The sequence below is a fragment of the Thermostichus sp. MS-CIW-30 genome (assembly GCF_054058015.1).
Genome location: NZ_JBSRZW010000004.1, coordinates 68,078 through 93,247, shown reverse-complemented (window position 1 = coordinate 93,247; position 25,170 = coordinate 68,078). Strand labels below are relative to the sequence as shown.

Sequence of the window (25,170 nt, the reverse complement as noted above, 5' to 3'; positions counted from 1 at the left end):
AACCTTAAGTCTCTCCTCCAAGGCTTGAATTGTTGTCGACAAAGCAAGCCCTGCTTAGATAGCAAAGGACTCCTCTTTGGCCTGCTACAACTTCTCCCTGCCAGAGGAGATGGGTAGGGTCCAACATCTGATCAATCTGTTTGCGGTCTTGCTCAGAAGTAAACTCCACGTAAATCACCTTGATGTCTTTGAGCTGCTCTTGCAAGCTGGTCAACACCTCCACCTCATCTCCACCTGTAGCCACCCTGAGCACATCGATGAACTCCAGACCCAGCTCCTTGAGAGCTGCCCCGGCTTCCCGGAAAGGGAGCGGCTGCTCCACTCCCCACTCGGCCTGAGGATCCTCCGGCCAGAGGCGACGGGTTCTGCAGCTATTCTGCCCCGCCAGCCCCACCGAATGCACAAAGCAGTTGCCCAAGCTGAGAATATTCTGCCGCAGCAGGCGTAGAGCTACCGAATGCACAAAGCAGTTGCCCAAGCTGAGAATATTCTGCCGCAGCAGGTGTAGAGCTAGGGGATCCACCTCAAAACAATGAATGGCCGCCTCAGGGCAGAAACCCCGAAAACAAACGCTACCAAGGCCTACCCCAGCTCCGATGTCGATAACCGTCTGCACCTGACTAGACAGAAACACAGGAAAGTTAAGATACGTCCTCTCGTAAAAAACGGTGTCTGGGTAGAGCTTTACCGAAAACCTGAGTTTGCCAAAGTCAAAGCCAGTCAACACTGCTTCCATTAACTTACTGGCATTGGCCAAAAGAAGTTGGTGGTCCTCTGCCAAGACAAAAGCAAAGTTAGCCCTCACAGACCGCCCCAGCCGCTGCAAGTCCTCAGCTGTGCACACCACAGCATCAAAACTAGGCCAACTGGCTGGCTCCCCTCTCACCTCGTGAATTCGCTCGGGCACTCCCTTCTGCTGCAGCAGGGCACAGGGATCCCCAAACTCCTCTTCCACATACAGCTCCAGCCGCGGCAGGTCCAGCAAGTCTGCTGCTATCACTTCCGGACAACCTTGGCTAACCAGCACCTGCAGCCGCTCTTGCACTCGATGCAGATCTTGGATGGGCTCGTAGATTCCTAGTCGTGTGTCTATCCAGGCAGAGCTGGCCGTGCTGACAAAGTAGCGCACATCAGAGCGGGGCGAGTAACGAAAGGGCTCCGGCAGCTCTCCCCCAAACACCCAGTCCAGCAGGTTCTGAATGCGGTGGCGGGGATGCCACTTTTCATCAAAGGTGTGGTAAGCGCGGCGGGCAATTTGAATGGCCTCCTGGGGATGGTCTAGGTAGTAGCGGATTTTCTCCAGGAGTTGGGCTTCGGAGTTGTAGGTGTCGCAGTAGGTGCCGGTCGCCAAAAGTTCGTCCAATCCTGAGGCGAAGGAGAGCTGGTCAGTAAGCAGAAAGCCACCCGCAGAAATCACTTCCAGGTTCCTAAGGTTCAGATCCCCATTCAGGCTGCAGTTAAACGAAATCAGCGATTCGGCAAATAGGCGGGCTGCCTCTTGACGGTTGGCAGTTTTGGCAAGAATGGGCAAGTGTGCCCTCTTTATGGCTTCGACCAGACGGGAACGTCTGGGATGGTCGGATCCCTGATGGCCAATAAAGACAACTTGGCTTTCTCTTGCTTCTACCCACTTGTGGACAACCGTATGCATGGAGATGAGAGGTAGCCAGGCCAGGTTTTCCGCGCCCGCCGCGGCAAACCAGTGCAGGTGCTGGCGGTTGTAATCAGTAACAACATAATCAAAGGCTTCAACGGCCCAGTAGGTCAAAAGATGTTTGATGGGGAAGTGCCACTGATGCGTATCTCCGGCTAGTAAGACGGTTGGACAGCCAAATTTTTTCGTGTTGAAGGGGTTGCTGTATTCGCAGCTGGCAGCTCGTACAATCACCAAGTCAAACTCTTTATCCACAATCTGCTCAGACTGCTGGACAAAGTCATAGGGGTCATAATCTCCTTCCGGACACTCCACCAAGCCTTCACGACGGTTGACATAGCCTAGTCCACAGCCCCCCACTCTTTTTTTGGGACAGACAGTTACTTGCCGATCTGAAAGCTGCGGCGGTGGGATGTAGTCTGGCGGAATTGGCCAGCTCAGGAGAACTCGCGGTTGCAGAGTTTCTTTGTTGGAATTTTCCATAGCTCGTCCTTCTAATCAGTGCTGCTGACAAAGTGTAGCTTCTGCCCAGGCTACAAAGAGGGCTAGTTTTGCACTATCCTGCCCTACGTGCATCCATAATGACAAAGTCAGGAGCCAAGTGCTGATTATACCTATGATCAATCTGTTTGCGGTCTTGTTCTGAGCAAAACTCCACATAGATGACCTTGATATCTTCGAGCTGCTCTTGCAAGCTGGTCAACACCTCCACCTCCTCTCCACCTGTAGCCACCCTGAGCACATCGATGAACTCCAGACCCAGCTCCTTGAGAGCTGCCCTGGCTTCCCGGAAAGGGAGCGGCTGCTCCACTCCCCACTTCGCTTGAGGATCCTCCGGCCAGAGCCGACAAGTTCTGCAGCTATTCTGCCCCGCCAGCCCCACTGGATGCACAAAGCATTCTGCTGCAGCAGGTGCAAGGCCAAGGGATCCACCTCAAAACAATGAATGGCCGCCTCAGGGCAGAAACCCCGAAAACAAACGCTACCAAGGCCTACCCCAGCTCCGATGTCGATAACCGTCTGCACCTGACTAGACAGAAACACAGGAAAGTTAAGATACGTCCTCTCGTAAAAAACGGTGTCTGGGTAGAGCTTTACCGAAAACCTGAGTTTGCCAAAGTCAAAGCCAGTCAACACTGCTTCCATTAACTTACTGGCATTGGCCAAAAGAAGTTGGTGGTCCTCTGCCAAGACAAAAGCAAAGTTAGCCCTCACAAACCGCCCCAGCCGCTGCAAGTCCTCAGCTGTGCACACCACAGCATCAAAACTAGGCCAACTGGCTGGCTCCCCTCTCACCTCGTGAATTCGCTCCGGCACTCCCTTCTGCTGCAGCAGGGCACAGGGATCCCCAAACTCCTCTTCCACATACAGCTCCAGCCGCGGCAGGTCCAGCAAGTCTGCTGCTATCACTTCCGGACAGCCGCAACTATAGCCAATAAGGATTTGAGGGGTGGCTGGAGAGCATGACTCTAGTCAATAATAAGCTCAACTATACTGAAAATAATGTATAATATGTTCAGTACGGATTACTACCAGTTGATCTTTCTGTTTACTTTCGAGTCTGCCAACATGGTAGCCAAAGCAGAAAATTGGTAGTAAGACGACACGGAAACTGCGCTTTGGGTATTCTACTCAAAGCTTTGCGGGATACCGCCATTCTGTTTGGAAACAAACAGAATGCTATCGCTGCATAGTTGAACAGTGATGTTCAGCAGTGTTCAGCGTAAATGTATCAGATACTGAATACCGAGTTTGAAGAGGACATCTGTGTTGATTCTGGACAATGTCCTGATTCAAAGGCCTACAGCCTGCTTTCGGGAACGGACGCTATCTTACTGGCTAGCGTCTCATTGTTGTTTGAATTGACCATCAACTGCCTCCCAAACCCTCTGCGCCGCTCAACCCTCATCCCCTGCCCCTCTCCCAGAGGGAGAAGGGAGTAGCAAGGATAAGGGCAACCTAAACCAAATCCGCTGCCACCCGGTGGGCGCAGGCAAAGCCGGAGAAGGCAACGGCATTGAGCCCTTGGCCGGGGAATGTGCTATCCCCCACGCAGTATAGGTTGGGGATGGCGGTGCGATTGAAAGGCATGCCCAGCAAGCCCCAGGGATCCCGGCTGGGGATAGGCCCATAGGTGCCGTTGCTGCGGCTCAAAAAGCGGCGGTGGGTGCGGGGGGTGCCTATCTCCTTCAGTTCAATGTGGGATCCCAGTTGGGGCCAAAGGGCCTCCAGGCGGCGGATGAGGCGGTCGGCGGCTTGCTGTTTTTGGATCTGGTACTGGCTTGGGTTCAACCCTTGCCAGGTGGACATCCAACTGGGGGTAAAGGCATGAACAATGTGGCGGCCCGGGGGAGCCAGGTCGGGATCCAACAGGGTGGGGACGGAGACAAAAAGGGTGCCCTGCTCAGCCTCCATCTGATCCCAGTCTTCCAGGAGAATGTGGTGACAATGGCATTCGCCGGCCAGGGCCTCGGCCCGCACCCCCAGGTGCAAGCTCAAGAAGCTGGGGGATTGTTGGTAGCGTTTTTGCCACTGCCGCTCTGCCGTGGGCAGGGATCCCGGCCATAGGCGCTCAAAGGTGTCCCAGCGGGTGGCATTGGAAATGATCGTGCGGGCAAAGAGCTTTTCCCCGCTGGCCAGCTCTACACCCACCGCCCGACCTCTTTCTTCCAGGATCCGCCGCACGGGTGCTTTGTAGCGGATCTGCCCGCCATGGGCCTCTAGCCCCTGGGCCAACTTTTGGGCGATCTGCCCCACCCCCCCTTTGGGATAGTTAATACCGCCGTAGTGTCGGTCACAAAACACCATCCCGGCATTGATGATGGGCGTGCGATCCGCCGGCACCACCGACCAGCAGTAGCACTCCATATCCACAAAGCGCAGCAAATCCGGATCCCGCAGACAGCGCCGCGCTACCTGGCCCACATTCACCGGCAAATAGCGCGCCAAGGTCAGGCAGCCGAGGGGATTGCTCACAAAAGAACGAAATAGATAGCCCCACTCCTCCAACGAGAGCAGCTCCATGGCGTTGAGGCTGTTGAAGATGGGCCACAGGCTATCGTAGAACCGGCGAATGCCGGCGGCTTCCCGGGGAAAGTAGCCGGATAGCTCCTGCAAAAACTGCTCGTAATCCCGGTGTACTCGGGGATTCAGCCCCTTGGGCAGGTGGTAGGCAATCTGCACCGGATCGGGGATGGACTCCAGGGATTGGCCCACCGCTGCCAAAGCCCGTGTCAGCAAGTTAGCGGTGCCTTGGGTGCCCAACCCAAAGATCATGGAAGCGCCCACGTCGAAGCGGTAGCTCCCCTTGCCTAAGGGATCCGGACGCTCAAAATAGCCGGCGCTGCCCCCTGGAATGAGGTATTTTTCCAGCACCAGCACACGGTATCCTTTGGCAGCCAACTGGCTGGCCGCGACCAATCCCCCGATCCCAGCACCGATGACGATGGCATCCCAAGCAGGGGAAGGGGTGTGCAGAGCCTGCAAGAAGGTCTGAGAAGGCAAAGTTGAGGTCAAGGGATCCCTCTGGAAACTCAAACGCAAGATCAGTATCTTTACCGTACCAGAGGTTCTAGGGTTTCCCCATGAGTTGAGCTCCCCTGGGAATGAGTTTGCCCAGATCTGCAAGATCCCCAAATAGAGATTGTGGCGCGGGCTACGGAACCGAATTCACGAATTTGCTATACAGAATCCGGCCACACGACACAGATGGTTTTGCCATGTTGGTGACCCAGCATCCTGTCTTTCGGCGCTTTTGGTACCCGGTGATGCCCCTCAGCCGATTGGAGCAGGGATCCCCGCAACCTTTCGAGCTGCTGGGAGAGAGGATCGTCCTTTGGCTGGACAAAGCCGGACAGCCCCAGGCAGCCGCAGATCGCTGCTGTCATCGGTCGGCACAATTGTCCAAGGGAATCGTCTGTGATGACCATATCCGCTGCCCCTACCATGGGTGGGAGTTCGATGGCACGGGAGCCTGTGTCAAGGTGCCGCAACTGCCGGATCAGTCCCGCATCCCGGAGAGCTACCGCATTCCCGCCTATCTCTGCCAGGCCCGCTATGGCTATGCTTGGGTGTGCTTGCATCCCCAGCCTCTACGGGGGATCCCGGTCATCCCAGAAGCCGAGGATTCCAGTTACCGGCTCATCCACGAGTTCTACGAACGCTGGGAATGTGCCAGCTTGCGCATCTGCGAGAACGAGTTCGATGCCGCCCACATCAGCTTTGTACACCAGAACACCTTTGGCAGTATGGAAGACTTGGTACCCAGCCACTTCGAGGTCGAGGAGCTGGACTACGGGATCCGCACCCGCACAGTGCTCGGTGTAGCCAACCCAGAGCTGCAACAAAAAAACCTGGGCATTGCTGCCGCCAAAACCGAGCGCACCACCACTTCAACCTGGCATTTGCCCTTCACCAACCACCTTCACATCCGCTACCCCAATGGCCGCAGCCATGTCATCGTCAACATCCCCACCCCCATCAACGACCGAGCCTCCCAAGTGGTGCAGTTTTGTTTGCGCAACGACACCGAAGCCGATACCCCAGCCGCCGAGGTTATCCGCTTTGACCGGGCTGTAACTTTGGAAGATAAAGCCATTTTGGAGACCACGGATCCCGACGTTCCTCTCACCCTCAGCACCGAACAGCACATGCTCACCGATAAGCCCGGGATCCTGATGCGCAAGCAATTGGCGGCTCTGCTCAAAGCCCACAGCAGCTCCTCAAACCAGATTTTCTAGGCTGCGGGTGCCAGCGTAGCGGCTGTAGGCGTAGATCAACCCCAGGGTGAGGCCGGTGACCAAAAAGCTGAGGGCCGCCCCGAAAGGATAGTCCAGGCTGGAGCCAAACTGCAACTGAATCACATTCCCGATCAACAGCGTTTTGCTGCCCCCCAACAGATCCGGCACTACGAACATGCCGAAAGCCGGGATCCCCACCAGAATGAGGCCCGCCGCCAGTCCAGGCAAGGTCTGGGGCAGAAGCACCCACCAAAAGACCTGCCAACCCTTGGCATAGAGATCCCGTGCCGCTTCCGCCAGCCGCCAATCGATGCGCTCCACCGCCGTGTACAGGGGCAAGACCATGTAGGGCAAAAACGTGTAGACCATGCCCAGATAAACCGCCAGCCAACTGGGATACAGAGCCGTTTGCGGTGGGATCCAGCCCAGCCAGGCCGCCAAGCGAGCCGGCCACCCTTCCGGGGCCAGCACCACCATCCAGGCGTAGGTGCGGATCACCAGGTTCGTCCAAAAGGGCACCACCACCAAGGTGAGCAACAGATCCCGTTGTCGGGGTGGGTGGGCGGCAATGAAAAAAGCCAACGGGTAGGCCAGCAGCACGCAAAAAAAGGTGGTCACCCCCGCCACCAGCAGGCTGCGGCCCAAGATCTGCCAGTAGATGGGCGTCCATCCTAGGGGGCCAAAGCCGAGAATGCGCAGATAGTTCTCCAGGGTCAGGGGCAGTTGAACCTGGCCAAACTCCCCACGGCTGAGAAAGCTGCACACCAACAGCAACAGCCCCGGCAGCACCAGAAAAAACATCACCCACAGCACCCCTGGCCCAGCAAAAATTAGGCTGCGCCCCAACTCCTGCCAAGGGGTGAGCAGCTCCCCAAATCGCACCTGGGCTTGGCCAGGGATCCACTTGCCCACAGGAGATGGCAGCTTCAACATCCAGTCTCCTCCTGACGGGGATCCGGTCGCAAACGGATTAGGCTTTTCGGGGGTAGGTGGGCCACCAGCGCTGCGCCGATCTCAAACCCTGCATCCTCAATATCGGTGTTGAGGGCCGTGGCCTTGAGCTGCTGACCTTGGTTTGTCCGCAACAGGTATTGGTTCTCAGCCCCAGTGTAGATGAGGTTTTCCACCCGCACCGGCACCTGGTTGGGCAGCAGATCCCAGCCGCTGCGAGAGAGCTGGATCTTTTCCGGGCGAATAGCCAATTGCACCGGTTCCGAGCTGGCCGGGATCCCCAAGACCTTCAGCTTTCCCAAGGGCGTATCCACACAGTCCGTCCCACAGGCGATCCCCTCGATCAGGTTGCTGGCCCCTAAAAAGTCGGCTACGAAGGCCGTCGCCGGGCGCTCGTACACCTCATCGATAAGGCCCACTTGCTCAATGCGCCCCGCCCGCATCACCGCCACCCGGTCGCTGGTCACCAAAGCCTCTTCTTGGTCGTGGGTAACGAAAATAAAGGTCATGCCCAGGCGGCGCTGCAACTCGCACAACTGCACCTGAAGCTGCTTGCGCAACTTGGCATCCAACGCCGACAGCGGCTCATCCAACAAGAGCACTTCCGGCTCGTTCACCAAAGCCCGAGCCAAGGCCACCCGCTGCTGCTGTCCCCCCGACAGCTCATGGGGCTTCCGCTTGGCCAGAGCTGCAATCTCCACCAATTCCATAGCAGCGGCCACCCGCTTGCGCAGAGCTTCCCCCCGCACACCCCGCATGCGCAGGCCGAAGGCGATGTTGTCCTCCACCGTCATAAAAGGGAAAAGGGCATAGCTCTGGAACACGGTGTTGACATTGCGCTTGTGGGCGGGCAAGTGGCCTACCGGGCGACCTCGAATCACCACTTCCCCAGCATCGGCCATCTCCAGGCCGGCCAGGATGCGCAGCAGGGTGGTCTTGCCACAGCCGGAAGGGCCCAGCAGGCCGAAAAACTCCCCCCGCCGGATGTTCAGCTCAATGCCATTGAGAGCCACAAAATCGCCAAAACGCTTGTGGAGGCCGGTTACTTCCACATCCCAGTCGGGATCCCGGAGGGTAGAAATACTGGAGATGACACCCGCGATCACAGTTGACAGCGCTGATAAAACCATCTAACCCAGTATGCAAGTCTCCGAGAAAATTGCAGTTATCCTCCACACCAGGGGCACAAGTTCCAGGCCAAGCCCTGCAACCGGGGATCCCTGGCCGTAGCCTTTCCAGATGGGAAACGTTGGGAACAAAGGACTCCGTCTCGCTATCGCGAACGACCCCATAATAGGGTATGCATGGGTTGCTGCCAAAACAGCTCCTGCCCCGGCCCTCAATAGGTATCAGGGATGGGATCCTCAGGCGGCGCAGGCTCTTGCATGGGCCAAACCCAATCTGTGAGGTCTTGGGAAGGGATCCCTTCCGGTAGCAGCCCATGGCAGCGGGAGCGAAACAGACAACTGTTGCAGCGCTCAGTGTGGGGGGTCATGGGAAAGTCTTGCGCCTCCAGTTGCCGCAGGTGGTTCAGAGTGGCTCTTAGGTGGGCCAGGTCTTGCTCATAGGCGGCGGCGCTGTAATACCGGTGGAAGGGCTGCTGCGGATGTTGCACATACCAAAAGGTCAGTTGCACCTGCTCCGGCTCAAAAGGGCCTTCCAGGGGCAGCTGCTGGGCCACCTCGCAGAGCAGCAGAGGGTAAAGGCGCACCTGCCAGTCTTGGGCCAACTGTTCATCGCGAGGACGTTGACGCTCAGTTTTCCAGTCCAGGATGTGCAGGGATCCGGGGATAATCACCAGCCGATCCAAACGGGCTATCAACTTAAAGCCCTCAATCCGTTGCCACAGGGGCAACTCCGCCAACACCCGTCCCTGGGGATGGGCATGGGAGCTGGCCAAGAACACCTGCCACCACTGCTGCACCCCTTCATCCAGGCCGGACAAACGCGGCTCCACCTGCCGCCCGCGGCTGTGCCACTCCACCAAACGGTGAAACTGCCGTCCGCGCCTCTGCTCCAGCTCGTGCTCAAAAACACTGGCAGCGGGCCAGATCAACCGCTCCAGGTACACATAGCGAAACAGGCGGGGGCAATGGTCCAGCAGGGCCAGTGAAGAGGCGGAGAGGTTGACCTGCTCAAAACTCAACCTCTCCAGAGAAGGGGCAGCAGGGATCCCAGACAAAGTGCTCCGCACCGCTGTCGCGAAGGGGAAGAGCTGGCAAGAGGGGGCTAAGTTCCACTGCTCTCAGGATACCCCCACCGCCACCAGGGGTCGCCCAGCGGAGGAGCATGACTCTAGTCAATAATAAGCTCAACTATACTGAAAATAATGTATAATATGTTCAGTACGGATTACTACCAGTTGATCTTTCTGTTTACTTTCGAGTCTGCCAACATGGTAGCCAAAGCAAAGCAGAAAATTGGTAGTAAGACGACACGGAAACTGCGCTTTGGGTATTCTACTCAAAGCTTTGCGGGATACCGCCATTCTGTTTGGACTCCGTCCCGCTAACGCGAATGGAAACAAACAGAATGCTATCGCTGCATAGTTGAACAGTGATGTTCAGCAGTGTTCAGCGTAAATGTATCAGCTCATTTCCAACCTGCTCCAAATTTCCATCCTGCTGCTCCGCAACGCTTGCGCAGAAGGGCGTGGGCGGGAGCTGGACTGCAACCGCCCGCTGGAGCTGGGATCCCTGTCGGGATGGCTAGACCCGGAACCGTCTGTGGTTGCGCTAGGTTCCCACCGGACTTGCCCAGACCCAGATGGCGACCATCCCATCCCAGAGCAACAGAAGCAGAGCAAAACATCCTAGGAGCCCGTACATCCAAGGCTGAACGTAGGGGCGCAGCCCGCCAATCTCCAGTTGAGCGTGCCGTCGAATCTCAGCCAACAGCTGCTTGAACCTGGTCACCCGCATCGGCAAAAGTACGCGATCCCCCCCTCGGCTGACCAAGTAATACACCATACCACCCTGGCTGGTGGAGCGGGGCTCAATGCGCTCGATATCGGCCCACCGGATCTGCCACTCCTGCCGCACAAAAGGCGGCACCCAACTGGGGTAGGTGGCCTGCATGCCCTCTTCGTCCAACTGAATCTGCTGGCTCAGGGATCCCAGGACTACCCCCCATCCCAGCAGCAGAGCAATCCAAAGGGATCCCAGCTCAAGAGGTGTTGCCTGTTGCCGAGCCAGCAGGATGGGTAGGGGCAGAACCAGTCCCCAGTACAGAGCCTGCACAGCGTAGCGAATTAGGGGGGAGATGGGGAAGGTCATCGTCGGCAAGATGAGGCTGGCTTTATCAAACTTAAGATAGCGCTAGATAGCGCTTAAAAAGGCACCTCCTCCTCCAAGGACTCCGTCCCGCTGAGGCGAACGGCAAGCTGAGAAGACTGCTCACGCCGGTAGGACGGATTCCTTACTGCATTGGGAAAGTCTACGGGATGAGGACTCCGCCCCGCTGACGCGGACGGCTCTGCTCCTGTTGGCGAGCCGTAGGTCTCACCGGAGAGCAGGTCAGGGGATCCCTCGGCTTCTATAGCCTCTATTGAGGAGAGCTCTTCCGTGGATCCCGTCACGTCAGCCCCCAACACCCCTTCCAAATCCACCAAGCTGCCGTTGAAGTGGTCGGCAAAACGGCGGGCAATCTCCGCCAGCTCCTGGGTTAGCTCGAAGGACTGCCCACCGTGCAGGGTGTCGCGGCGCTCTGCACGACTTGGAGAATCGGTCGCGACAGCGGTGCGGAGCACTTTGTTCGCACCGGCGGGAGAAAGTCCTTGGGTTGCCAAGCCGGCCACCTTGGGGCCACCCATAGGATTGTCCCGCTCAGGCTCTGGCGAAGGTGGGCTGGAGTCAGAAGGGGAATGTTGCTGTCGCCGGGCAAGGCCGTGGCTCTGCGGTTCTGCTCTGGGCTCCCTTGAGGAAGCACGACTGTTGGTGCTATCGCTCTGCAACCCCGGCGTGGTGACAGGATCCGGGGCCACGGGGGCGGGGGGCAGGTCTGTTTCTCGGCTGAGCAGTGCCGAGGACTCCGCACCGCTGACGCGAATGGAAACATCCGGCCCCCGCTGCACAATCAAGTTGAGCTGCACAGGGCGCTGCAGCAGGTTGTGGAGCACCGACCGCAGTTCGGCTTCTTTGCTGCGCACTTTTTCCACCAGACCCTTGCTGGGAAAGGCGAGGGTAATTGCTTCAGGAGTCTCTTGGTGCAGGTGGCCGGATCCCATCAGAGCCTTGGTGAGGGGAGAGAGGCGCTTGAGGAACTCGTCCCAGTGGGGGCGCAGCAGCTTGACTGTGGCGGCGTCCCTTGCCGGTTCTCTGGGCTGCTCCGAGGACTCCGTCCGAGTAGCGCGATCTGCCTTCTGGCTCGACGCAACAGCAGGGGAGGCTGAAGGCCCAACAGTTAATTCATCTATCTCACCAACAGTTGATGGGCTTGATGGGCTGATGGTCGCAGCAGGGGCCGGAGGGGCTGTCCCGTCCGGGGGAGTTCTCTGGGGTGCAGGAGATAGGTCAAGGGCTGGGAAAGGACTCCGTTCCGCTGAATCCTCAGCCACCATGCTTGGGCGCAGCTGGCCCAGCAGATCCACTAGGGCAATTTCCAACCACAGTTGGGGCTGTCCGCTTTGACGAATTTGCGGCTCACACTGGCGCAGATGGCTCTGGGCTGCCAGCAGTATCTCCACCGAGTAGCGAGGGGCCCGTTGCTGCAGGGCTGCCCAGGTGGAGTCCGTTACAGCCACCAACTCCCGTTGCTGGGGGGCTGTCTTGACCAGCAGCAGATCCCGGTAAAGGGCCACCAAGTTCTGCAACAGGGCTAAGGGCTCTTTGCCCCGCTCCAACAATTGCCGAGTTTGGCTGAGCACCGCCTGCACATCCTGAGCCAGCAGCGCATCCATCAGAGCCAAAAGCTGCTGTTCCGGGATCCCGCCCACCAAGTCCCAAACCGCCTCCGGGGTGATGGATCCTTCCAAGAGGCTGAGCTGGTCCAGCAGGCGTTCGGCGTCCCTCAGGCCCCCTTGGGAAAGTTGGGCCACCAGTTGCAGCGCCTCCGGCGTGATAGGGATCCCTTCTTGGGCGGCGATCTTGCCCAGGTGGGCCACCATGTCGTCGAGGGGGATGCGGCGGAAGTCAAACCGCTGACAGCGGGAAACAATGGTGGGCAAAACCCGCTGCGGGTCAGTGGTGGCCAGGACAAATACCACGCGGGGGGGCGGCTCTTCAAGAGTTTTCAGCAAGGCGTTGAAGGCCGCATTGCTGAGCATGTGGCACTCGTCGATGACATAGACTTTGTAGCGGCTGTTCACCGGGGCAAACTGGGCCCGCTCGATCAGCTCGCGGATGTTGTCTACGCCGGTGTTGCTGGCCGCGTCAATCTCGAGAACATCCAGGGAGGCTCCCGCAGTGATGGCGCGGCATTGGCTGCACGCCTGGCAGGGATCCGGCGTCGGCCCCTGTTCACAATTCAAGGACTTGGCCAAGATGCGGGCGCTGGAGGTTTTTCCCGTGCCCCTCGGCCCGCAGAACAAATAGGCAGGTGCCACCCGCCCCAGCCGGATGGCATTGGCCAGCGTTTGCACCACCGCTCCTTGGCCGACCACATCGGCAAAGCGCTGCGGGCGGTATTTTAAATGCAGGGGTTCATAGTTGCCAGCGGTGGCCATTTCCGGGATCTCCAAGCAAGCAGCGCCCCAACCGGAACCGCGCAAGAGCTCTGCTCTGCTGACGCGATCCCACCGGGGCTCCCCTATTCTGGCTTCTCGATGGCGGGATCCCTCTTTGCCCATCAAGAGTGGGGCTGGGCGGGCAGAGCTTTTGTGCTCCGCTCCGCTGAGGACTTGGGATCCCGGCGACGCAGAGAGGGAAGCTGGGGCAGTTGCACTCTCCAGCCGGGCGAGTCGAGCTGATCTATGTGCTGCACGCGGTAGCTGAGCTGATACACCTCCTTCCTGAGCTGGCGATTCTCTGCCTGGATGGCGGCGATGCGCTGGCGGATGGGCTGCAGGCGGGCTTGCAGCTTGCGCCGGTAGAGCTCTGGCAACTCTTGAATCATCTGCTCCAGCAACTGCTTCTCTTGGTAAAGCTGCTCAATCTCCGCCTCATAGCTGCGAATTTGTCGGTGTTGCTTTTCTTGGCGCAGCTCCAGAAGGTCTACCTGGCCCTGCAAGATGCGATTGCGCTCTCGCAAAAGCTGGATTTCCTGCTCCCGCGCAGCCAGAGCTTGAGCAAACTCCGTCTCGCCAACGCAGCCTGCTTCCTGCATCGTTTCTCCCTCAACCCACCCGTACATGGCTACCCTCCGTCCCACCGGGGCGTAGGGGATCCCCTACCCGTCACTGTATCCGGCCCGCGGGGGTGAGGCAAATGGCCTCTGGCCCGCCGACGCCAAAGCTTGCTTCACCTGGGCTTCCAGCTCAGCCAGGGATCCGGAGTTGTCCAGCACCACATCGGCACGGCGCACTTTTTCCGCCAAAGGCCACTGGCTGGCGATGCGAGCTTCGATTTCTTCCGGCGTCAGGGGATCCCGGCGGGCAAGGCGTTGCCGCTGCTGCTCTGGGGTGCAAGTCACCACCCAAATCTCGCTGGCCCAATTTTCCATGTGGGCTTCAAACAGCAACGGGATCATCAGACAAACGGTTTGGGATCCCTGCCCAGAAGAAAATCCTACCCCGCTACGCTTTTGGGAGGCAGGCTCTTCCTCAAGCGGCACCCCATGGACTTTAGAGCTCTGCTCCGCCAACGCGGACAGAAAATCTTGCAGTTGAGCTTTAACAAAAGGGTGGATTTGGGCCTCTAGCCAAGCCCGCTCAGCGGCATCTGCAAACACGATCTGGCCCAACCGCCGGCGATCCAGATCCCCGGAGGGTGTTTGGATGGCCTTCCCATAGCGTTCCAGCACCCTGTCTCGAATAGGGGATCCCACCGCCAAGGCCTGGCGGGCCATTTGATCGGCATCGGCCACCGGGATCCCGTGCTGCTCCAGGATGCGGGCCACCGTGGATTTGCCCGTGCCCACTCCGCCCGTCAGGCCGATGATCCTCATCGAGCTGTAGGCCATAGTCAAGAAGAGGCCGCTGGTGCGGCCATTGCCGTTTGCGCTACTCGGACGGAGTCGTTAGAACGGTGCTCTGCCGCAGCCGGCAAAGGAGAGCTGGGCGGCAGCAGGCTATACTCAAAGCCCTCCACCAAAGCCCGACAGGAGGCCTCGATGATGTTGGTGGAAACCCCCACCGTTGTCCAACGGCGGTGACCGTCGCTAAACTCCACCAGCACGCGCGTTTTGGCCGAGGTGCCGGCTCGCCCATCCAAAATGCGCACCTTGTAATCAGACAGGTGAATCGCCTCCAGTTGGGGATAGAACTCCAGCAGCGCCTTGCGCAACGCCCCATCCAGAGCGGCCACCGGCCCATTGCCTTCCGCCGCCGTCACCCGAGTCTGCCCCTGCACCGCGATTTTCACCGCTGCCAACGATTGCACATCCGTTGCTTCGCCACTGGGATCCCGGTCTTTGCTGTTCCAATCGGAGCGTGTGGTGGTCGTCACGTTGAAGCTGAGCACCTCAAAAGGATGGGAGCGTTGTCCCAGCAAGCCCCTCACCAACAGCTCAAAGCTGGCCTCAGCCGCCTCAAACTGGTAGCCCTGCAGCTCCAGGGTTTTCAGCCGCTCCAAAATCAAGCGCACCTGCGGATCCGACTTCTCCAGCCGGATCCCGAATCCGGCCATTTTGTGGAGGATGTTGCTCAGCCCCGCCTGTTCCGAGACCACAATGCGGCGACAGTTGCCCACTTGCTCCGGGGCGATGTGCTCGTAGGTGAGGGGGTTTTTCTGAACGGCGCTGACGTGGATCCCACCCTTGTGGGCAAAGGCCGATAGGCCCACAAACGGAGCATGGTCATCCGGGGCCAAATTGACCACCTCGCTGATGGAGCGGGAGATCTCCGTCAGGTGTTGCAGCTTCTCTTGCGGCAGACAGCGATAGCCCAGCTTCAATTGCAGGTTGGGGATGACACTGCACAGGTCGGCATTGCCGCAGCGTTCCCCATAGCCGTTGATAGTGCCCTGAACCATGCGCGCCCCTGCCTGCACCGCCGCCAGGGCATTGGCCACAGCAGTGCCGGAGTCGTTGTGGGTGTGAATGCCCAGAGGCAAATGCCGCAGGTGATGGGATTCTGCCAAGACGGCTGCGGTAATCTGGGCGATCTCATGGGGCAGGGATCCGCCGTTGGTATCGCAGAGAACCAGCCACTCCGCCCCCGCCGCCGCCGCTGCCGCTAGGGTTTGCAGGGCATAGTCGGGGTTGTGGCGATAGGCGTCGAACCAGTGCTCGGCATCGTAGATGACCCGCCGCCCCTGGGATCCCAAGTAGGCAATGGTGTCGCGGATCATGGCCAGGTTTTCCTGCAGCGTGGTGCCCAGGCCCTCGGTGACGTGGAGATCCCAAGACTTGCCGAAGACGGTTATATAGCGGGTGCCCGCCGCCAAAATGGCCTGCAGCATGGGATCGTCTGCCGCCCGCCGCCCCGGCTTGCGGGTAGAACAAAAAGCCACCAGCTCGGCTTGCTCTAGGGGCTCTTCCCGCATCTGCCAGAAAAACTGCACATCCTTGGGATTGGCTCCTGGCCAGCCCCCTTCAATAAACGGGATCCCCAGCCGATCCAGCAGCTTGGCAATCTGTAACTTGTCTTGCACCGACAGCGATAGACCCTCTCGCTGGGCCCCATCCCGCAATGTGGTGTCGTAGAGGGTGATGGTGGCTGAGCAACCCAGATCAATCTTCATATCGCATCAGTTTCTTGTAAAAGGCGGTGGAGAAATCCGGCTGTTGTCCGCGCTGCACCAAAGAGACGACATCAATCAGATAATCCACAAACTCGTAGTTGGCGATGGAGAGCTGATAGGTGAGATCTGCATCCTGAGCAAAGATGACCTGAACCACCGTCAGATCCGAAGGCAACGGGGACGTATGCCAGCTGGCCAAGAAGCGGACAGGCTCTTCCCCCTCGATGGCCCTCTGCCCTTCCAGGCTGGCTTTTTTGTAGAGGCCCACCGCGAGGGCTAGGTACTGTCGGCGGGCAACGGCGTAATAGGGCTGATAAACGGCCACTTCTGGCGGGCTAGCGGGTTCAAGTTGCAAAGCCATGGTGCGCTAGGAGAGGGGTACCGCTTTTTCTAAGTTTCATGAAGTTCTGCAAGATAGGTGGGATCCCTATAACCAAGTAGATATCTCTGCATTGGCTGTAGCAAGTGTCGCCGGAAAAAGCTGTGAGGTCAATTGCGGCAGAGAGCCCAGAAAAAATTATAAGGGGCCACTGCAACCCATTTCATTCAGCGTATCGCGAAGCGGTGCGGTTCCCGGTAGGGTGCCGGAGGCATAGCACCATCGCGACAGCAGGTGAGCGGACTACGGATAGATTGCCCAATTGTCTACTTTTCCTTGAGGGATCCCGCATCCCATGCTGGGGAGAAGCGTTGGAAAGTCGGGGATCTCTGGGAAAGAATAGAAAGAGGGGGGATCCCTGCCCCTGATAGCAACCGGCTTTTCTCCTGCCGGCGGTGGCGAGACGGTGCCCTTGCTTGGTTCTCCAAACGTTTGGCATCTCCTGGCTTCATGAACACAACCCAAGACCCAACCGCTTCTCGTCTCGACCCTCTCCCCCCCGGAGAGGGAGGAATAGCGGCCAACCCCCTGCTGGAGTGGGATCCCGTCCTGCAGCGCAAGTTCCAGCAGCTTGTCCAGATCTTCGCCGAGATGGAGCAGGTCTTGGTGGCCTACTCTGGGGGGGTTGATAGCAGCCTGGTGGCCAAGTTGGCCTGCGATCAGCTGGGGGAGCGGGCCCTGGCCGTCACCGCTGCTTCTCCTTCGCTGCTGCCGGAAGATTTGGAGGAGGCAATTCAGCAGGCTCGGCAAATCGGGATCCGCCATCAGATCGTCGAAACCCACGAGCTGGAGGATCCGAGCTACGCCGCCAACCCCGTTAACCGGTGTTACTTCTGCAAAAGCCACTTGCACGATACCTTGCGCCTGTTGGCCCAAGCCCAGGGATATGACCATGTGGTGGATGGCCTCAATGCCGACGATCTGGCCGATTACCGACCGGGGACACAGGCAGCTCGGGAGCGCGGCGTGCGTTCCCCTTTGGCGGAGGTGGGGATGAGCAAGCTGGAGGTGCGGCAATTGTCTCGCCACCTGGGGCTGTCTTGGTGGGATAAACCGGCCCAACCCTGCCTCAGCTCTCGCTTTCCCTACGGGGAGGCAATCACCCCTGAGAAGCTGCGTCGGGTGGGAGCGGCGGAGCGCTACTTGCGCAGCTTGGGTTGGCGGCAGGTCAGGGTGCGCTCGGAGAAGGACACCGCCCGCATCGAACTTCCTCCGGATCAGATCGTGGAGTTTGTGCAGAAAACCAATCTGGAAGCGCTGGTCAAGGCCCTGAAATCCTTCGGCTATCTCTATGTCAGTCTCGATTTGGAGGGCTACCGCAGCGGCAAGCTCAACCGAGTCCTCAACCTTTCCCAGTTGGCCACAAGCTAGCGGGCTGGGGAAGCCGTAGGGGATCTGTGTTGAAGTTTTGCGCCGGGTGATTATGAGAGGGTTGCGGTTGCTCTGGCTCTGCTTGGGGGTGCTGGGGTTGGCAGTTGCCGGCCCTACTGCGGCTCAGGTGGAGTCCCAGAAGAAGGGGGGCGCTCAGCCCATGGATACGACTGACCTCAGCGCCGTTGCCGACCGAACGTTACGGCTGCGTTCTGACCGGCAAACCTTCGATCAACGGGCGGAAGTCTTCCAAGCAGAAGGCAATGTGGAGATGCGGCTGGGCCGCTCTGTGTTGCGGGCGGATCGCCTGCGCATTGAGCTGCGACAGCGGCGGGCTGTGGCCGAGGGCAATGTTTCTATTCAACTGGATCGGCAGCGCATTCAGGGATCCCGCCTAGAATACGACTTTGAGCAAGAGCGGGGATTTTTGGAAGAGGCCTTCGGGCAGGTGGATATTGGCCAGTTGCAGGCCAGTGGATCCCCGGCAGCCGCCCTCTCTCCGCAGCGGCTGGTGCGCTTTCGTGCCGTTCGCATCCGCTTCGATGCCACCACCTGGGAAGGAGAACAGGTGCGGCTGACCAACGACCCGCTGGATCCGCCGGAGTTGGAGATTCGCAGCCCACGGGTGACCTCCACTCTTCAGGCAGATGGTTCCAGCCTGCTGATTGCCGAGGCGGGGCAATTGGTTTTCGACCAGGTCTTGTTTCTGCCCCTGCCCATTCGGCTGCGCTTCGACTCGTTGAACCGTCAGCCTCCGGTCAGCATCTTCTACGACGATTTCGACCGAGAAGAATTGCGACGGGGCCTGATCCTGCAACCCAACTTCGAGCTGCTGCGGGATCCCAACGTGAGCTTGGTGCTCTCCCCGCAACTGTATCCACAACGTCTTTGGGGCAGTGAGCAGGGCCTTTTGGATGGGATCGGGCTGCGGGCCGATTTTCGTTGGCGGCAACCGGAAGCCAACGCTCAAACCTCGCTGTTTGCCGAGCTGCGGGGGATCGTCTTCCAGGAGTTTGCTCAGCGCTTGCGAGCCCAGGTCGAACACCGCATCACCACCGGCGATGGTGGAGAAGTCGCCTACACCTACGCCTATCGGGAACGCTTCTTCAGCGGTCGCCTGGGGTTTCAAATTGTGGAAAACCGCCTCGGTGCCAGCTACCGCTCACCCACCCTGCGCCTAGGGAATACCGGCTTGGATCTCAGCTACCGCATAGCCGTCGACTACATTGATGCCTTGGGGCAGCCGGATGAAATCGACACGGATCCGGAGTTGGCCTTAGCCAACACCACCGACCGCATTCAGCTCTCCCGCCTGCAACTGGGGGCAACCTTGAATCGCTCCTTTCCCCTCTGGAGCCCTCCCAAGACGGCGGCGGATCCCCCACCCCGCTTTTCCGCTCTGCCCATCGAGCAAGGGATCTGGCTCAGCACCGGTGTGAGCAGCAGCCAGTCTTTTTACTCCAATGGCCGAGCCCAGAGCTATACTGCCGGCAGTATTGGCATTGATGCGGTGATTGGGGCTTTTGTGGCCGATACCTTCGACTACACCAACCTGAGGGTGACCTACTCCAACGGTTTTTTGGCCGGAGCCTCGCCATTTTTGTTCGACCGCATCACCACGCGGGAACAGCTCGTCCTGGGCTTTTTGCAACAACTGTACGGCCCGCTGCGGGTGGGGGCAGAGACGACGGTAGATTTGCAGTCAGGCCAGCAGGTGGATGTCGTCTATCGCCTGGGCTATGACCGCCGCACCTATGGCTTCAGCCTGCAGTACAATTCGGTGCGCCAGTCGGGGGCTCTGGAGCTGCGGGTGGAGGGCCTGAACTGGGATCCCGGCCAATCCTCGCCGCAGCCGACGACGGGATCGAGGATCCAAGAGCCCTGATCCCCAAACTCCAAGGGAACGGAAAAATGTAATCCTGACTACTACTCTGTGGAGATTTTCTATGAGAAATTGTCCCATATTGGGGAAAAATCCTAATTCAAATCTTCCTCGAATTGCAGAACCCTCTTGGAAATCGAAACAGTAAGGTAAAATACAGAAGTCATTTTTTCCAGGATTGATTTCTGCCAGTTGGGATCGCCGTATCGCAGACTACCGCAGTGATCCCCAGACGGTGTTAGGGTAGATGATAGGCTGAGCAACGTGGGCTGGTAATCTGAATTATGCAAACACTCGATGCAATCCCCGATAAAAAACGAGCAGAGCGAATAACCTGTAGCTACATCAATGCGACCAGCTCCATTCAGGTGGTTCGCATCACGAATATCGAAAACTGGTACTTTGAGCGGGTGGTCTTTCCAGGCCAGCGGCTGCTCTTTGAAGCGGTGCCTGGAGCCAAGCTAGAGATTCACACGGGTATGATGGCCAGCTCCATTCTGGCAGACACCATCCCCTGTGAAAAGCTGCGCGTTCGAGAAACGGAGCCGGTGACTGCGGGCGCCTAGATCTCCAGAGGCCAGGGGTGCGGACTAGGTTTCGCGGCCTTGCTGCTTTCTCTCTTCTCTTTCCGAACTGGGGGAAGGCTGAGGTGAGGGGCTGGCGGAGCGGCGCGGCTTGGGAGGTAGGGGGATCTCCAGGAAACGGGCGCTCAATCTCACCAGGCTGGTCTCTTGGGGCGGCCAAGGGATCCCCAACCAACGGGCCGTGAGCTCCAGCAAGCTGGGGGGTGGTGTCGGCGTAGGAGTTGGCGTGGGTGGTGGGGTGGGATAGAGATCCAGGCGCGGTGGCCGTGGGGTGCTGACCCGAAAAGCATCGGGGGGCGGTTGGGTCAGGGGTACATTCGGATCCCCGCATCCCAGCAAGCCCAGTCCGCCGGCAAGCAACAGGCCGTACAATTTTCGAGTGCCTCTACTGCCCATGAGTACGCTGCTGGACACCTCCAACAGGGTATCATCGGGATCCCAAGGCTCTGAGCTGGGCTTGCAAATCTTCCTCCAGCACAGATAGCTGGCGAGCCAAGGTCACGTAGCGGTTGGCGGTCAGGTTTTTGGCGGTAAACTGCTCCAGCAGTTGCTGATCCCGGGCAACCATTTGGTTGAGATACTGAGCCACAGAGGCTTGTGGATCCTCGATCAAAGCTCGGCACACCTGTAGGGCCATCACCAGTTGGGCCCGCACCTGCAAAAACAGCGACTGGATGTACTTTTGCTCAGCCTCACTGAGTTGCCGAAAATCCCGCCAATGCTGCCCCCCCTGCAGGGATTGTTGGAGCTCGTTGACCCAGTGGTTGTAGTCTTTTACTTTGCGGGCCAGATCGGTGGCAAACTTCATCACCTCGGGGGTGCTGTTGAGCAGGTGGGCCTCCTGCCAACGCTGCCGGATGCGATGCAGGCTTTTTCCCAAGCGCAAGTTGGCTCTCAGGATCCCCAACAGGAGCAGCAGTAGGATCCCGGTAGCTGCGGCATAGGACACCCAAGAGCCGGGATCCCGCATCCCCAAGAAGATGACCAAGGCTATTGCTATCAAACCAAAGGCCAGCATGCCCCAGGAGCGTAGCCGCTGTTGCTGCAAACGCAGGTACTCCGCCCGCAAATCAAAGGCCTCGCAGCAAGCGTCCAGATCGGCGGCCATGAGCTGGCGAAACTCGTCCGCGGAGATCGGTTCCACACTAATCATCGAGGGCACCCTTAACGCAAGTGGATCGAGGCCAAACGGCATCAAGACCTGCCCTGCCAATCACGGGCAGCTTCCGTGCTTTCTTGTAGGGGCTCCAGCGTTTCGCTGGCCGGAACCACCATCAACCCATACCCTCCGCTGCGGCAAAAATCGACGATCTCCTGCGTGTCAAAGCGTTCTGCCACGGGCTTGGGCAGTCCCTGTTGAGCCAACCGCTGCGCATATTTTCTTGCCGCAAACGAGCTCTCGAAAGCAATGACGATATCTTGACCCCCAACCTGGCGCGTGCAGATTCCCTCCTGCCCATTGGCTTGGTAAAGCAGCACGATCACCTGGGGGGGCAAGTCTCCTGGGCTGACCCAAGACAAACCCTTCTCAGCCTGGGATCCCCCGCTAAGCAATACATCCCGCGCCTCATTCAGCCGCGCCAGTTGCGCCTCTAGCAAGGGTCTTTGTCGCTCGTCCTCCAGTTCTGCGAGGGCAGTACTGAGGGTTTGGTATTCCTGAAACAGTCGCCCCCGGATCTGCCGCTCGGTTGCGTCCGGCGGAAGGTTGAGAATCTGAAGGGCTTCGGCGGTGTTCATCATGGGCTCTGATTTATTCAAAATCATTGCCTAGACTAGCTGTTCTGAGAGTCCCTGGAGAGAAGTTCTGCGATGATCGTGGCTGCCCGTTTTCTCGGCCAGACGAGAGGGTGGGCTCACCGTTCGCGCCAGCGGGCCGGAGGCCTTGTGCGGCGATGATTACTTCCATCTTTTGGCTGCTCGGCAGGGGAATCGGCTTTGGGTTGGTCGGATAAAGAGGGAAGGGGAAAGCCCAACTCAAAAGCCTCTCGTGCCAGCAAAGCCAGCAGAGATGGATTTAACTGGGCGCGTTTCACCCGCTCTTTGAGACGATTCCACAGGTGTGCTCGGTGGATGCGTTCCAACTCTTCTCGCTGTTCACGTATCATGTTGTTCCCACCTCTCTTGTATCAATCCTAACTAAGCAACAGGGGAGCCGGTGTCAGGGAACTTTGATGGATTTTAGGAGATGGGATCCTCATTTTCTCCGAGTTGACCCGCCGGGATCCCTGGGGTTGCCAGCAGGGAACACCATTCACATCTGTAATTTCTTGTGTTGCAGCAAGCCCGTCTTCGGAATGTACAAGGGCGGGATCCGACAGTTTTTCTAGGGACATTTTGGGATCCCTGCTCGCCTTAGAGGTCTTCCACACAGGGAACTGCGGCCTTGACAGGGCCAGCTTGCCCCAATCTATCCAAAAAATGCTGCAGGAGCTGAAAACCGGGTGGGTTGAGGCTGTAGTAAATCCAGCGCCCCTGCTGGCGAGCATTGACCAATTTCGCATCCCGCAGGGTTTTTAGGTGAAACGAGAGCTTGGATTGGCTCACCTTCAGCTCCTCGCAGAGATCACAAACACACAACTCACGCCCCTGCAGCAGTTGCAGCACGCGCAGACGAATCGGGTCAGAGAGGGCGTGGAATCCCTCCCGCACCTGCTCATCTGTCAAATTCCCCTCTACCTCAACCAGGAACGAAACCATCATCCAACCAGGGTAGCAGGAGTTTTGCGCTGCGGCTGCTGATGGATTCGATGGCAGGGGAAAGGCGCGACAATCAACCAGTTTGGCAGCATCTCACTCGAAGGCAAGCAAATACAGACCTTCCGGTTCAGAAGGGATCAGTTGATACGGATCTTTCTGATTGGCCTGTTCACAGAGATTCGCAAAAGACTGCAAACCTTCCAAGCGTTCCGTGAGTTCGCTGAGGGTATCGAGGTACTCCGCCAAGCCCGCTTGAGTCAGGTACCAAGATTTGTCCAGCTCTCGGAAATAGGTCATGTAAACTACCCGACCCTGACTGCTTCGCAGTACAGGGCAGGCTTAAGGCCTCCGGCCCGCTGGCGCGAACGGTAGCCCTGTAGTTGGCAAGCCAACCACGTTCGCGAAGCGAGCCGTAGGCTTGACCTCTAGGCTGGTTTACAGCAGCCCCCAAAAGCGCAATCACATTTGCACCGTTAAAATCAGCATCCCCTTCCCAACCACAATGCCCGCACTTAAATCCCTTCCCATCCCGGTACGACTTACCAGAGTCGGGATGAATGGGCAAGCATTTGTGGCAAGTCTGTGAGGTATAGGCCGGTGGTACAGTTACCACTTTCTTCACAAGCTCTCCACAGTTTCGCTGAAATCAATCACTGGGATCCGTTATGCGAGAGACACAGTTGCACCGGCTATGGCTGGTGTTGCTGGAAAAAGCTGCTTTGAATCATCTGTTGAAAAGCCTGGGCTGCTCGCGAAGTGTGCAGAACCCTCGCGAGAGCATCTACAAACGGCTCATCAATCTTTTGCCAAGACGGAGACGTTAATCCCGACACAGGGATCCAATACGAGCTTGGCAGGTGGCGATTTCTTGGGGGGTGAGGTTGTCCCAATTGACGTCGCGGCGCAGCACCAAGCCATTGTGCCCAGTGATGAAACGGGGCAGCTCTGCTTGGTCGATCACGCTCAGATCCCGCATGTGATAGGTAGTGTAATAGGTAACATCTGGGCTCTCGAAATCCACGTCGATAAGGGTGAGGGTCTTGCGGGGGGGCAGAGGGCTGCCCAAGAGGGGACGAGGGCCAGAGCCGAGAATGCCGCAGTGAAGCAGTTGCAGTTGCCCTTTGTGGCCAGGGTAGTAGCCGTGGTCGTGGCCGCTGATGTAGGTGTGGACGCGGTACTTCTCCAGCAGAGCCCGTTTGGCATCCGCCTCCAGCAGCACTTCTCCCGGATCGTCGCGCCCGACAGTGATGGCGTAGAGGGGCAGATGGCCGATGACAATGCGCAACTTGGCCTTCTGAGCCCGTTCGCTGGCCAGAGCCGCTTCCGCCCAGGCCATTTGTTCGGGCGGGATGTAATTGCAGGTGGCATCCCAGACTAGGTAAAACACATCGTCTTTTTCAAAGGTGTAGTAGAAGGGAAAGTCCCCCCGATCCACAAAGTTCAAACCTGGGTCGTGGGCCGGATCGTTCCAAAACTCGCGGGCCAGATCCCGTTCTTTTTGAAAGAGAAAGCCGCCCCGCGTGGTGCGGGCACAGGAAGCATCGTGATTGCCCAAGGTAAAGCCGTAGGGAAGTTTGGCCGCACGGATTGGGCCAGCCACATGCCGGTCGAAGGCTGCCCACATGGCGCGAATGCGCTCCTCCGACAGGCGGGGATCCTGACCGGCCACCATATCTCCTCCTCCCAAAACAATATCCGGCTGAAGATAGGGGATGAGGCCGATGCCCCGATCCACCTCTGGGTCGTATTCCACCGAGCCGTAGATGCCGTTCATGTCACTGATGACCAAGAGGCGCAGATCTCGGCGGGGGGGGATGTAGAGGCCATGGGGGGCATCTGGATGGGGGACGACGGTGGGGGTGGGCTGGGGGGTAGGAGAGGGGAGAGCGGCTCTAGGGGATCCCATCCCTGGGGCTAGATGAGAGGGCTGCTGCCGACTGGCCCAATAGGCTCCTGCCAATCCACTGCTGCTGGCCAACCCCAACAAACCCAGAATTACCTTGCGCCGCTGCATGATCTTTGCCCCCAACACTCCAGCGGTATTGTAGAAAATCAAAAGGCTGATGTTGGGCTCTTCCATCTGCGCACGGCCTGGACTCGGCTCGAAGATGGCTATGCGCGGCAGCTCTTGTAGAG

At 58.5% G+C, this 25,170-nt stretch carries 23 protein-coding genes and 1 pseudogene; 4 read left to right on the top strand and 20 right to left on the bottom strand.

Features of this window, described 5'->3' with window-relative positions:
* Window positions 1–4 precede the first annotated feature (4 nt).
* The 3 genes from ACVWXW_RS02965 to crtH form a co-directional block, all read right to left on the bottom strand.
* Window positions 5–2,137: a glycosyltransferase family protein gene (locus ACVWXW_RS02965; RefSeq protein ID WP_457402695.1), complete on the bottom strand. Its 2,133-nt coding sequence runs from the start codon at window positions 2,135–2,137 to the stop codon at window positions 5–7.
* 216 nt (window positions 2,138–2,353) lie between these two features.
* Window positions 2,354–3,049 (bottom strand): hypothetical protein, encoded by a 696-nt coding sequence (locus tag ACVWXW_RS02960; RefSeq protein WP_457402693.1) that lies wholly within the window; start codon window positions 3,047–3,049, stop codon window positions 2,354–2,356.
* Between the two features lie 564 nt (window positions 3,050–3,613).
* Window positions 3,614–5,170: a carotenoid isomerase gene (crtH, locus tag ACVWXW_RS02955; protein ID WP_457402692.1), complete on the bottom strand. Its 1,557-nt coding sequence runs from the start codon at window positions 5,168–5,170 to the stop codon at window positions 3,614–3,616.
* A 203-nt stretch (window positions 5,171–5,373) separates the two neighbouring features.
* Here crtH and ACVWXW_RS02950 point away from each other — a divergent pair, with 203 nt between their 5' ends.
* Complete coding sequence (locus tag ACVWXW_RS02950; RefSeq protein WP_457402691.1) at window positions 5,374–6,393, top strand: aromatic ring-hydroxylating dioxygenase subunit alpha; 1,020 nt, start codon at window positions 5,374–5,376, stop codon at window positions 6,391–6,393.
* Here ACVWXW_RS02950 and ACVWXW_RS02945 read toward each other — a convergent pair.
* The 9 genes from ACVWXW_RS02945 to ebsA all read right to left on the bottom strand — a co-directional run bounded on the left by ACVWXW_RS02945 (window position 6,376) and on the right by ebsA (window position 16,482).
* The gene (locus tag ACVWXW_RS02945; protein WP_457402689.1) at window positions 6,376–7,326 is read right to left on the bottom strand and encodes an ABC transporter permease; all 951 of its coding nucleotides are present in this window, start codon (window positions 7,324–7,326) and stop codon (window positions 6,376–6,378) included. The two genes, ACVWXW_RS02950 and ACVWXW_RS02945, sit on opposite strands and share 18 nt — an antisense overlap.
* Window positions 7,320–8,474, bottom strand: coding sequence for an ABC transporter ATP-binding protein (locus tag ACVWXW_RS02940; RefSeq protein WP_457402687.1), 1,155 nt, complete (start codon window positions 8,472–8,474; stop codon window positions 7,320–7,322). The genes ACVWXW_RS02945 and ACVWXW_RS02940 overlap by 7 nt, the downstream gene beginning before the upstream one ends.
* 209 nt (window positions 8,475–8,683) lie before the next feature.
* Window positions 8,684–9,538: a PD-(D/E)XK nuclease family protein gene (locus ACVWXW_RS02935; RefSeq protein ID WP_457402686.1), complete on the bottom strand. Its 855-nt coding sequence runs from the start codon at window positions 9,536–9,538 to the stop codon at window positions 8,684–8,686.
* Between the two features lie 541 nt (window positions 9,539–10,079).
* A complete protein-coding gene (locus ACVWXW_RS02930; RefSeq protein WP_457402684.1) occupies window positions 10,080–10,619 on the bottom strand; it encodes a hypothetical protein in 540 nt (179 codons plus the stop codon).
* A 53-nt stretch (window positions 10,620–10,672) separates the two neighbouring features.
* A complete protein-coding gene (locus tag ACVWXW_RS02925) occupies window positions 10,673–13,006 on the bottom strand; it encodes a DNA polymerase III subunit gamma/tau (RefSeq protein ID WP_457402743.1) in 2,334 nt (777 codons plus the stop codon).
* 122 nt (window positions 13,007–13,128) lie between these two features.
* Complete coding sequence (locus ACVWXW_RS02920; protein WP_457402682.1) at window positions 13,129–13,632, bottom strand: hypothetical protein; 504 nt, start codon at window positions 13,630–13,632, stop codon at window positions 13,129–13,131.
* 36 nt (window positions 13,633–13,668) lie between these two features.
* Entirely contained in the window at window positions 13,669–14,385 is a 717-nt protein-coding gene (coaE, locus tag ACVWXW_RS02915; RefSeq protein WP_457402741.1) for a dephospho-CoA kinase, read from the bottom strand.
* 17 nt (window positions 14,386–14,402) lie between these two features.
* Window positions 14,403–16,121 carry a citramalate synthase gene (gene cimA, locus ACVWXW_RS02910; RefSeq protein WP_457402681.1) on the bottom strand — a complete coding sequence of 573 codons (1,719 nt, stop codon included), beginning with the start codon at window positions 16,119–16,121 and terminating at the stop codon, window positions 14,403–14,405.
* Window positions 16,111–16,482, bottom strand: coding sequence for a type IV pilus biogenesis protein EbsA (gene ebsA / locus ACVWXW_RS02905; protein ID WP_414343182.1), 372 nt, complete (start codon window positions 16,480–16,482; stop codon window positions 16,111–16,113). The genes cimA and ebsA overlap by 11 nt, the downstream gene beginning before the upstream one ends.
* Window positions 16,483–16,950: 468 nt before the next feature.
* Here ebsA and larE point away from each other — a divergent pair, with 468 nt between their 5' ends.
* The 3 genes from larE to ACVWXW_RS02890 all read left to right on the top strand — a co-directional run bounded on the left by larE (window position 16,951) and on the right by ACVWXW_RS02890 (window position 20,319).
* A complete protein-coding gene (gene larE / locus ACVWXW_RS02900) occupies window positions 16,951–17,871 on the top strand; it encodes an ATP-dependent sacrificial sulfur transferase LarE (protein ID WP_457402679.1) in 921 nt (306 codons plus the stop codon).
* 52 nt (window positions 17,872–17,923) lie between these two features.
* Window positions 17,924–19,756, top strand: a complete 1,833-nt coding sequence (locus tag ACVWXW_RS02895) for a DUF3769 domain-containing protein (protein ID WP_457402677.1) — start codon at window positions 17,924–17,926, stop codon at window positions 19,754–19,756.
* Between the two features lie 278 nt (window positions 19,757–20,034).
* The gene (locus ACVWXW_RS02890; RefSeq protein WP_457402739.1) at window positions 20,035–20,319 is read left to right on the top strand and encodes a DUF1830 domain-containing protein; all 285 of its coding nucleotides are present in this window, start codon (window positions 20,035–20,037) and stop codon (window positions 20,317–20,319) included.
* Window positions 20,320–20,343: 24 nt separating this feature from the next.
* Here ACVWXW_RS02890 and ACVWXW_RS02885 read toward each other — a convergent pair whose 3' ends face one another.
* The 8 genes and pseudogenes from ACVWXW_RS02885 to ACVWXW_RS02850 all read right to left on the bottom strand — a co-directional run bounded on the left by ACVWXW_RS02885 (window position 20,344) and on the right by ACVWXW_RS02850 (window position 25,048).
* Window positions 20,344–20,733: a hypothetical protein gene (locus ACVWXW_RS02885; protein ID WP_414357066.1), complete on the bottom strand. Its 390-nt coding sequence runs from the start codon at window positions 20,731–20,733 to the stop codon at window positions 20,344–20,346.
* 31 nt (window positions 20,734–20,764) lie between these two features.
* Window positions 20,765–21,490 carry a hypothetical protein gene (locus tag ACVWXW_RS02880; protein ID WP_457402675.1) on the bottom strand — a complete coding sequence of 242 codons (726 nt, stop codon included), beginning with the start codon at window positions 21,488–21,490 and terminating at the stop codon, window positions 20,765–20,767.
* Window positions 21,491–21,531: 41 nt separating this feature from the next.
* Window positions 21,532–22,077 carry a DUF3110 domain-containing protein gene (locus ACVWXW_RS02875; protein WP_457402673.1) on the bottom strand — a complete coding sequence of 182 codons (546 nt, stop codon included), beginning with the start codon at window positions 22,075–22,077 and terminating at the stop codon, window positions 21,532–21,534.
* 113 nt (window positions 22,078–22,190) lie between these two features.
* Window positions 22,191–22,442 carry a hypothetical protein gene (locus tag ACVWXW_RS02870; RefSeq protein ID WP_457402671.1) on the bottom strand — a complete coding sequence of 84 codons (252 nt, stop codon included), beginning with the start codon at window positions 22,440–22,442 and terminating at the stop codon, window positions 22,191–22,193.
* Window positions 22,443–22,689: 247 nt separating this feature from the next.
* Window positions 22,690–23,034, bottom strand: a complete 345-nt coding sequence (locus tag ACVWXW_RS02865; protein WP_414330075.1) for an ArsR/SmtB family transcription factor — start codon at window positions 23,032–23,034, stop codon at window positions 22,690–22,692.
* A gap of 93 nt (window positions 23,035–23,127) precedes the next feature.
* Complete coding sequence (locus tag ACVWXW_RS02860; protein WP_414408983.1) at window positions 23,128–23,331, bottom strand: hypothetical protein; 204 nt, start codon at window positions 23,329–23,331, stop codon at window positions 23,128–23,130.
* A gap of 5 nt (window positions 23,332–23,336) precedes the next feature.
* Window positions 23,337–23,647 (bottom strand): annotated as a pseudogene (locus tag ACVWXW_RS02855) (zinc ribbon domain-containing protein); the annotation flags it as partial.
* A 207-nt stretch (window positions 23,648–23,854) separates the two neighbouring features.
* Complete coding sequence (locus ACVWXW_RS02850) at window positions 23,855–25,048, bottom strand: metallophosphoesterase (protein ID WP_041437268.1); 1,194 nt, start codon at window positions 25,046–25,048, stop codon at window positions 23,855–23,857.
* Window positions 25,049–25,170 lie beyond the last annotated feature (122 nt).

What these genes read in the sequence shown, in the direction of transcription:
- ACVWXW_RS02965 (WP_457402695.1), bottom strand. Translation starts at nt 2,137, where the DNA reads ATGGAAAATTCCAACAAAGAAACTCTGCAACCGCGAGTTCTCCTGAGC.
- ACVWXW_RS02950 (WP_457402691.1), top strand. Translation starts at nt 5,374, where the DNA reads ATGTTGGTGACCCAGCATCCTGTCTTTCGGCGCTTTTGGTACCCGGTG.
- ACVWXW_RS02945 (WP_457402689.1), bottom strand. Translation starts at nt 7,326, where the DNA reads ATGTTGAAGCTGCCATCTCCTGTGGGCAAGTGGATCCCTGGCCAAGCC.
- ACVWXW_RS02940 (WP_457402687.1), bottom strand. Translation starts at nt 8,474, where the DNA reads ATGGTTTTATCAGCGCTGTCAACTGTGATCGCGGGTGTCATCTCCAGT.
- ACVWXW_RS02930 (WP_457402684.1), bottom strand. Translation starts at nt 10,619, where the DNA reads ATGACCTTCCCCATCTCCCCCCTAATTCGCTACGCTGTGCAGGCTCTG.
- ACVWXW_RS02925 (WP_457402743.1), bottom strand. Translation starts at nt 13,006, where the DNA reads ATGGCCACCGCTGGCAACTATGAACCCCTGCATTTAAAATACCGCCCG.
- ACVWXW_RS02920 (WP_457402682.1), bottom strand. Translation starts at nt 13,632, where the DNA reads ATGTACGGGTGGGTTGAGGGAGAAACGATGCAGGAAGCAGGCTGCGTT.
- coaE (WP_457402741.1), bottom strand. Translation starts at nt 14,385, where the DNA reads ATGAGGATCATCGGCCTGACGGGCGGAGTGGGCACGGGCAAATCCACG.
- cimA (WP_457402681.1), bottom strand. Translation starts at nt 16,121, where the DNA reads ATGAAGATTGATCTGGGTTGCTCAGCCACCATCACCCTCTACGACACC.
- ebsA (WP_414343182.1), bottom strand. Translation starts at nt 16,482, where the DNA reads ATGGCTTTGCAACTTGAACCCGCTAGCCCGCCAGAAGTGGCCGTTTAT.
- larE (WP_457402679.1), top strand. Translation starts at nt 16,951, where the DNA reads ATGAACACAACCCAAGACCCAACCGCTTCTCGTCTCGACCCTCTCCCC.
- ACVWXW_RS02895 (WP_457402677.1), top strand. Translation starts at nt 17,924, where the DNA reads ATGAGAGGGTTGCGGTTGCTCTGGCTCTGCTTGGGGGTGCTGGGGTTG.
- ACVWXW_RS02885 (WP_414357066.1), bottom strand. Translation starts at nt 20,733, where the DNA reads ATGGGCAGTAGAGGCACTCGAAAATTGTACGGCCTGTTGCTTGCCGGC.
- ACVWXW_RS02880 (WP_457402675.1), bottom strand. Translation starts at nt 21,490, where the DNA reads ATGATTAGTGTGGAACCGATCTCCGCGGACGAGTTTCGCCAGCTCATG.
- ACVWXW_RS02875 (WP_457402673.1), bottom strand. Translation starts at nt 22,077, where the DNA reads ATGATGAACACCGCCGAAGCCCTTCAGATTCTCAACCTTCCGCCGGAC.
- ACVWXW_RS02870 (WP_457402671.1), bottom strand. Translation starts at nt 22,442, where the DNA reads ATGATACGTGAACAGCGAGAAGAGTTGGAACGCATCCACCGAGCACAC.
- ACVWXW_RS02865 (WP_414330075.1), bottom strand. Translation starts at nt 23,034, where the DNA reads ATGGTTTCGTTCCTGGTTGAGGTAGAGGGGAATTTGACAGATGAGCAG.
- ACVWXW_RS02860 (WP_414408983.1), bottom strand. Translation starts at nt 23,331, where the DNA reads ATGACCTATTTCCGAGAGCTGGACAAATCTTGGTACCTGACTCAAGCG.
- ACVWXW_RS02850 (WP_041437268.1), bottom strand. Translation starts at nt 25,048, where the DNA reads ATGCAGCGGCGCAAGGTAATTCTGGGTTTGTTGGGGTTGGCCAGCAGC.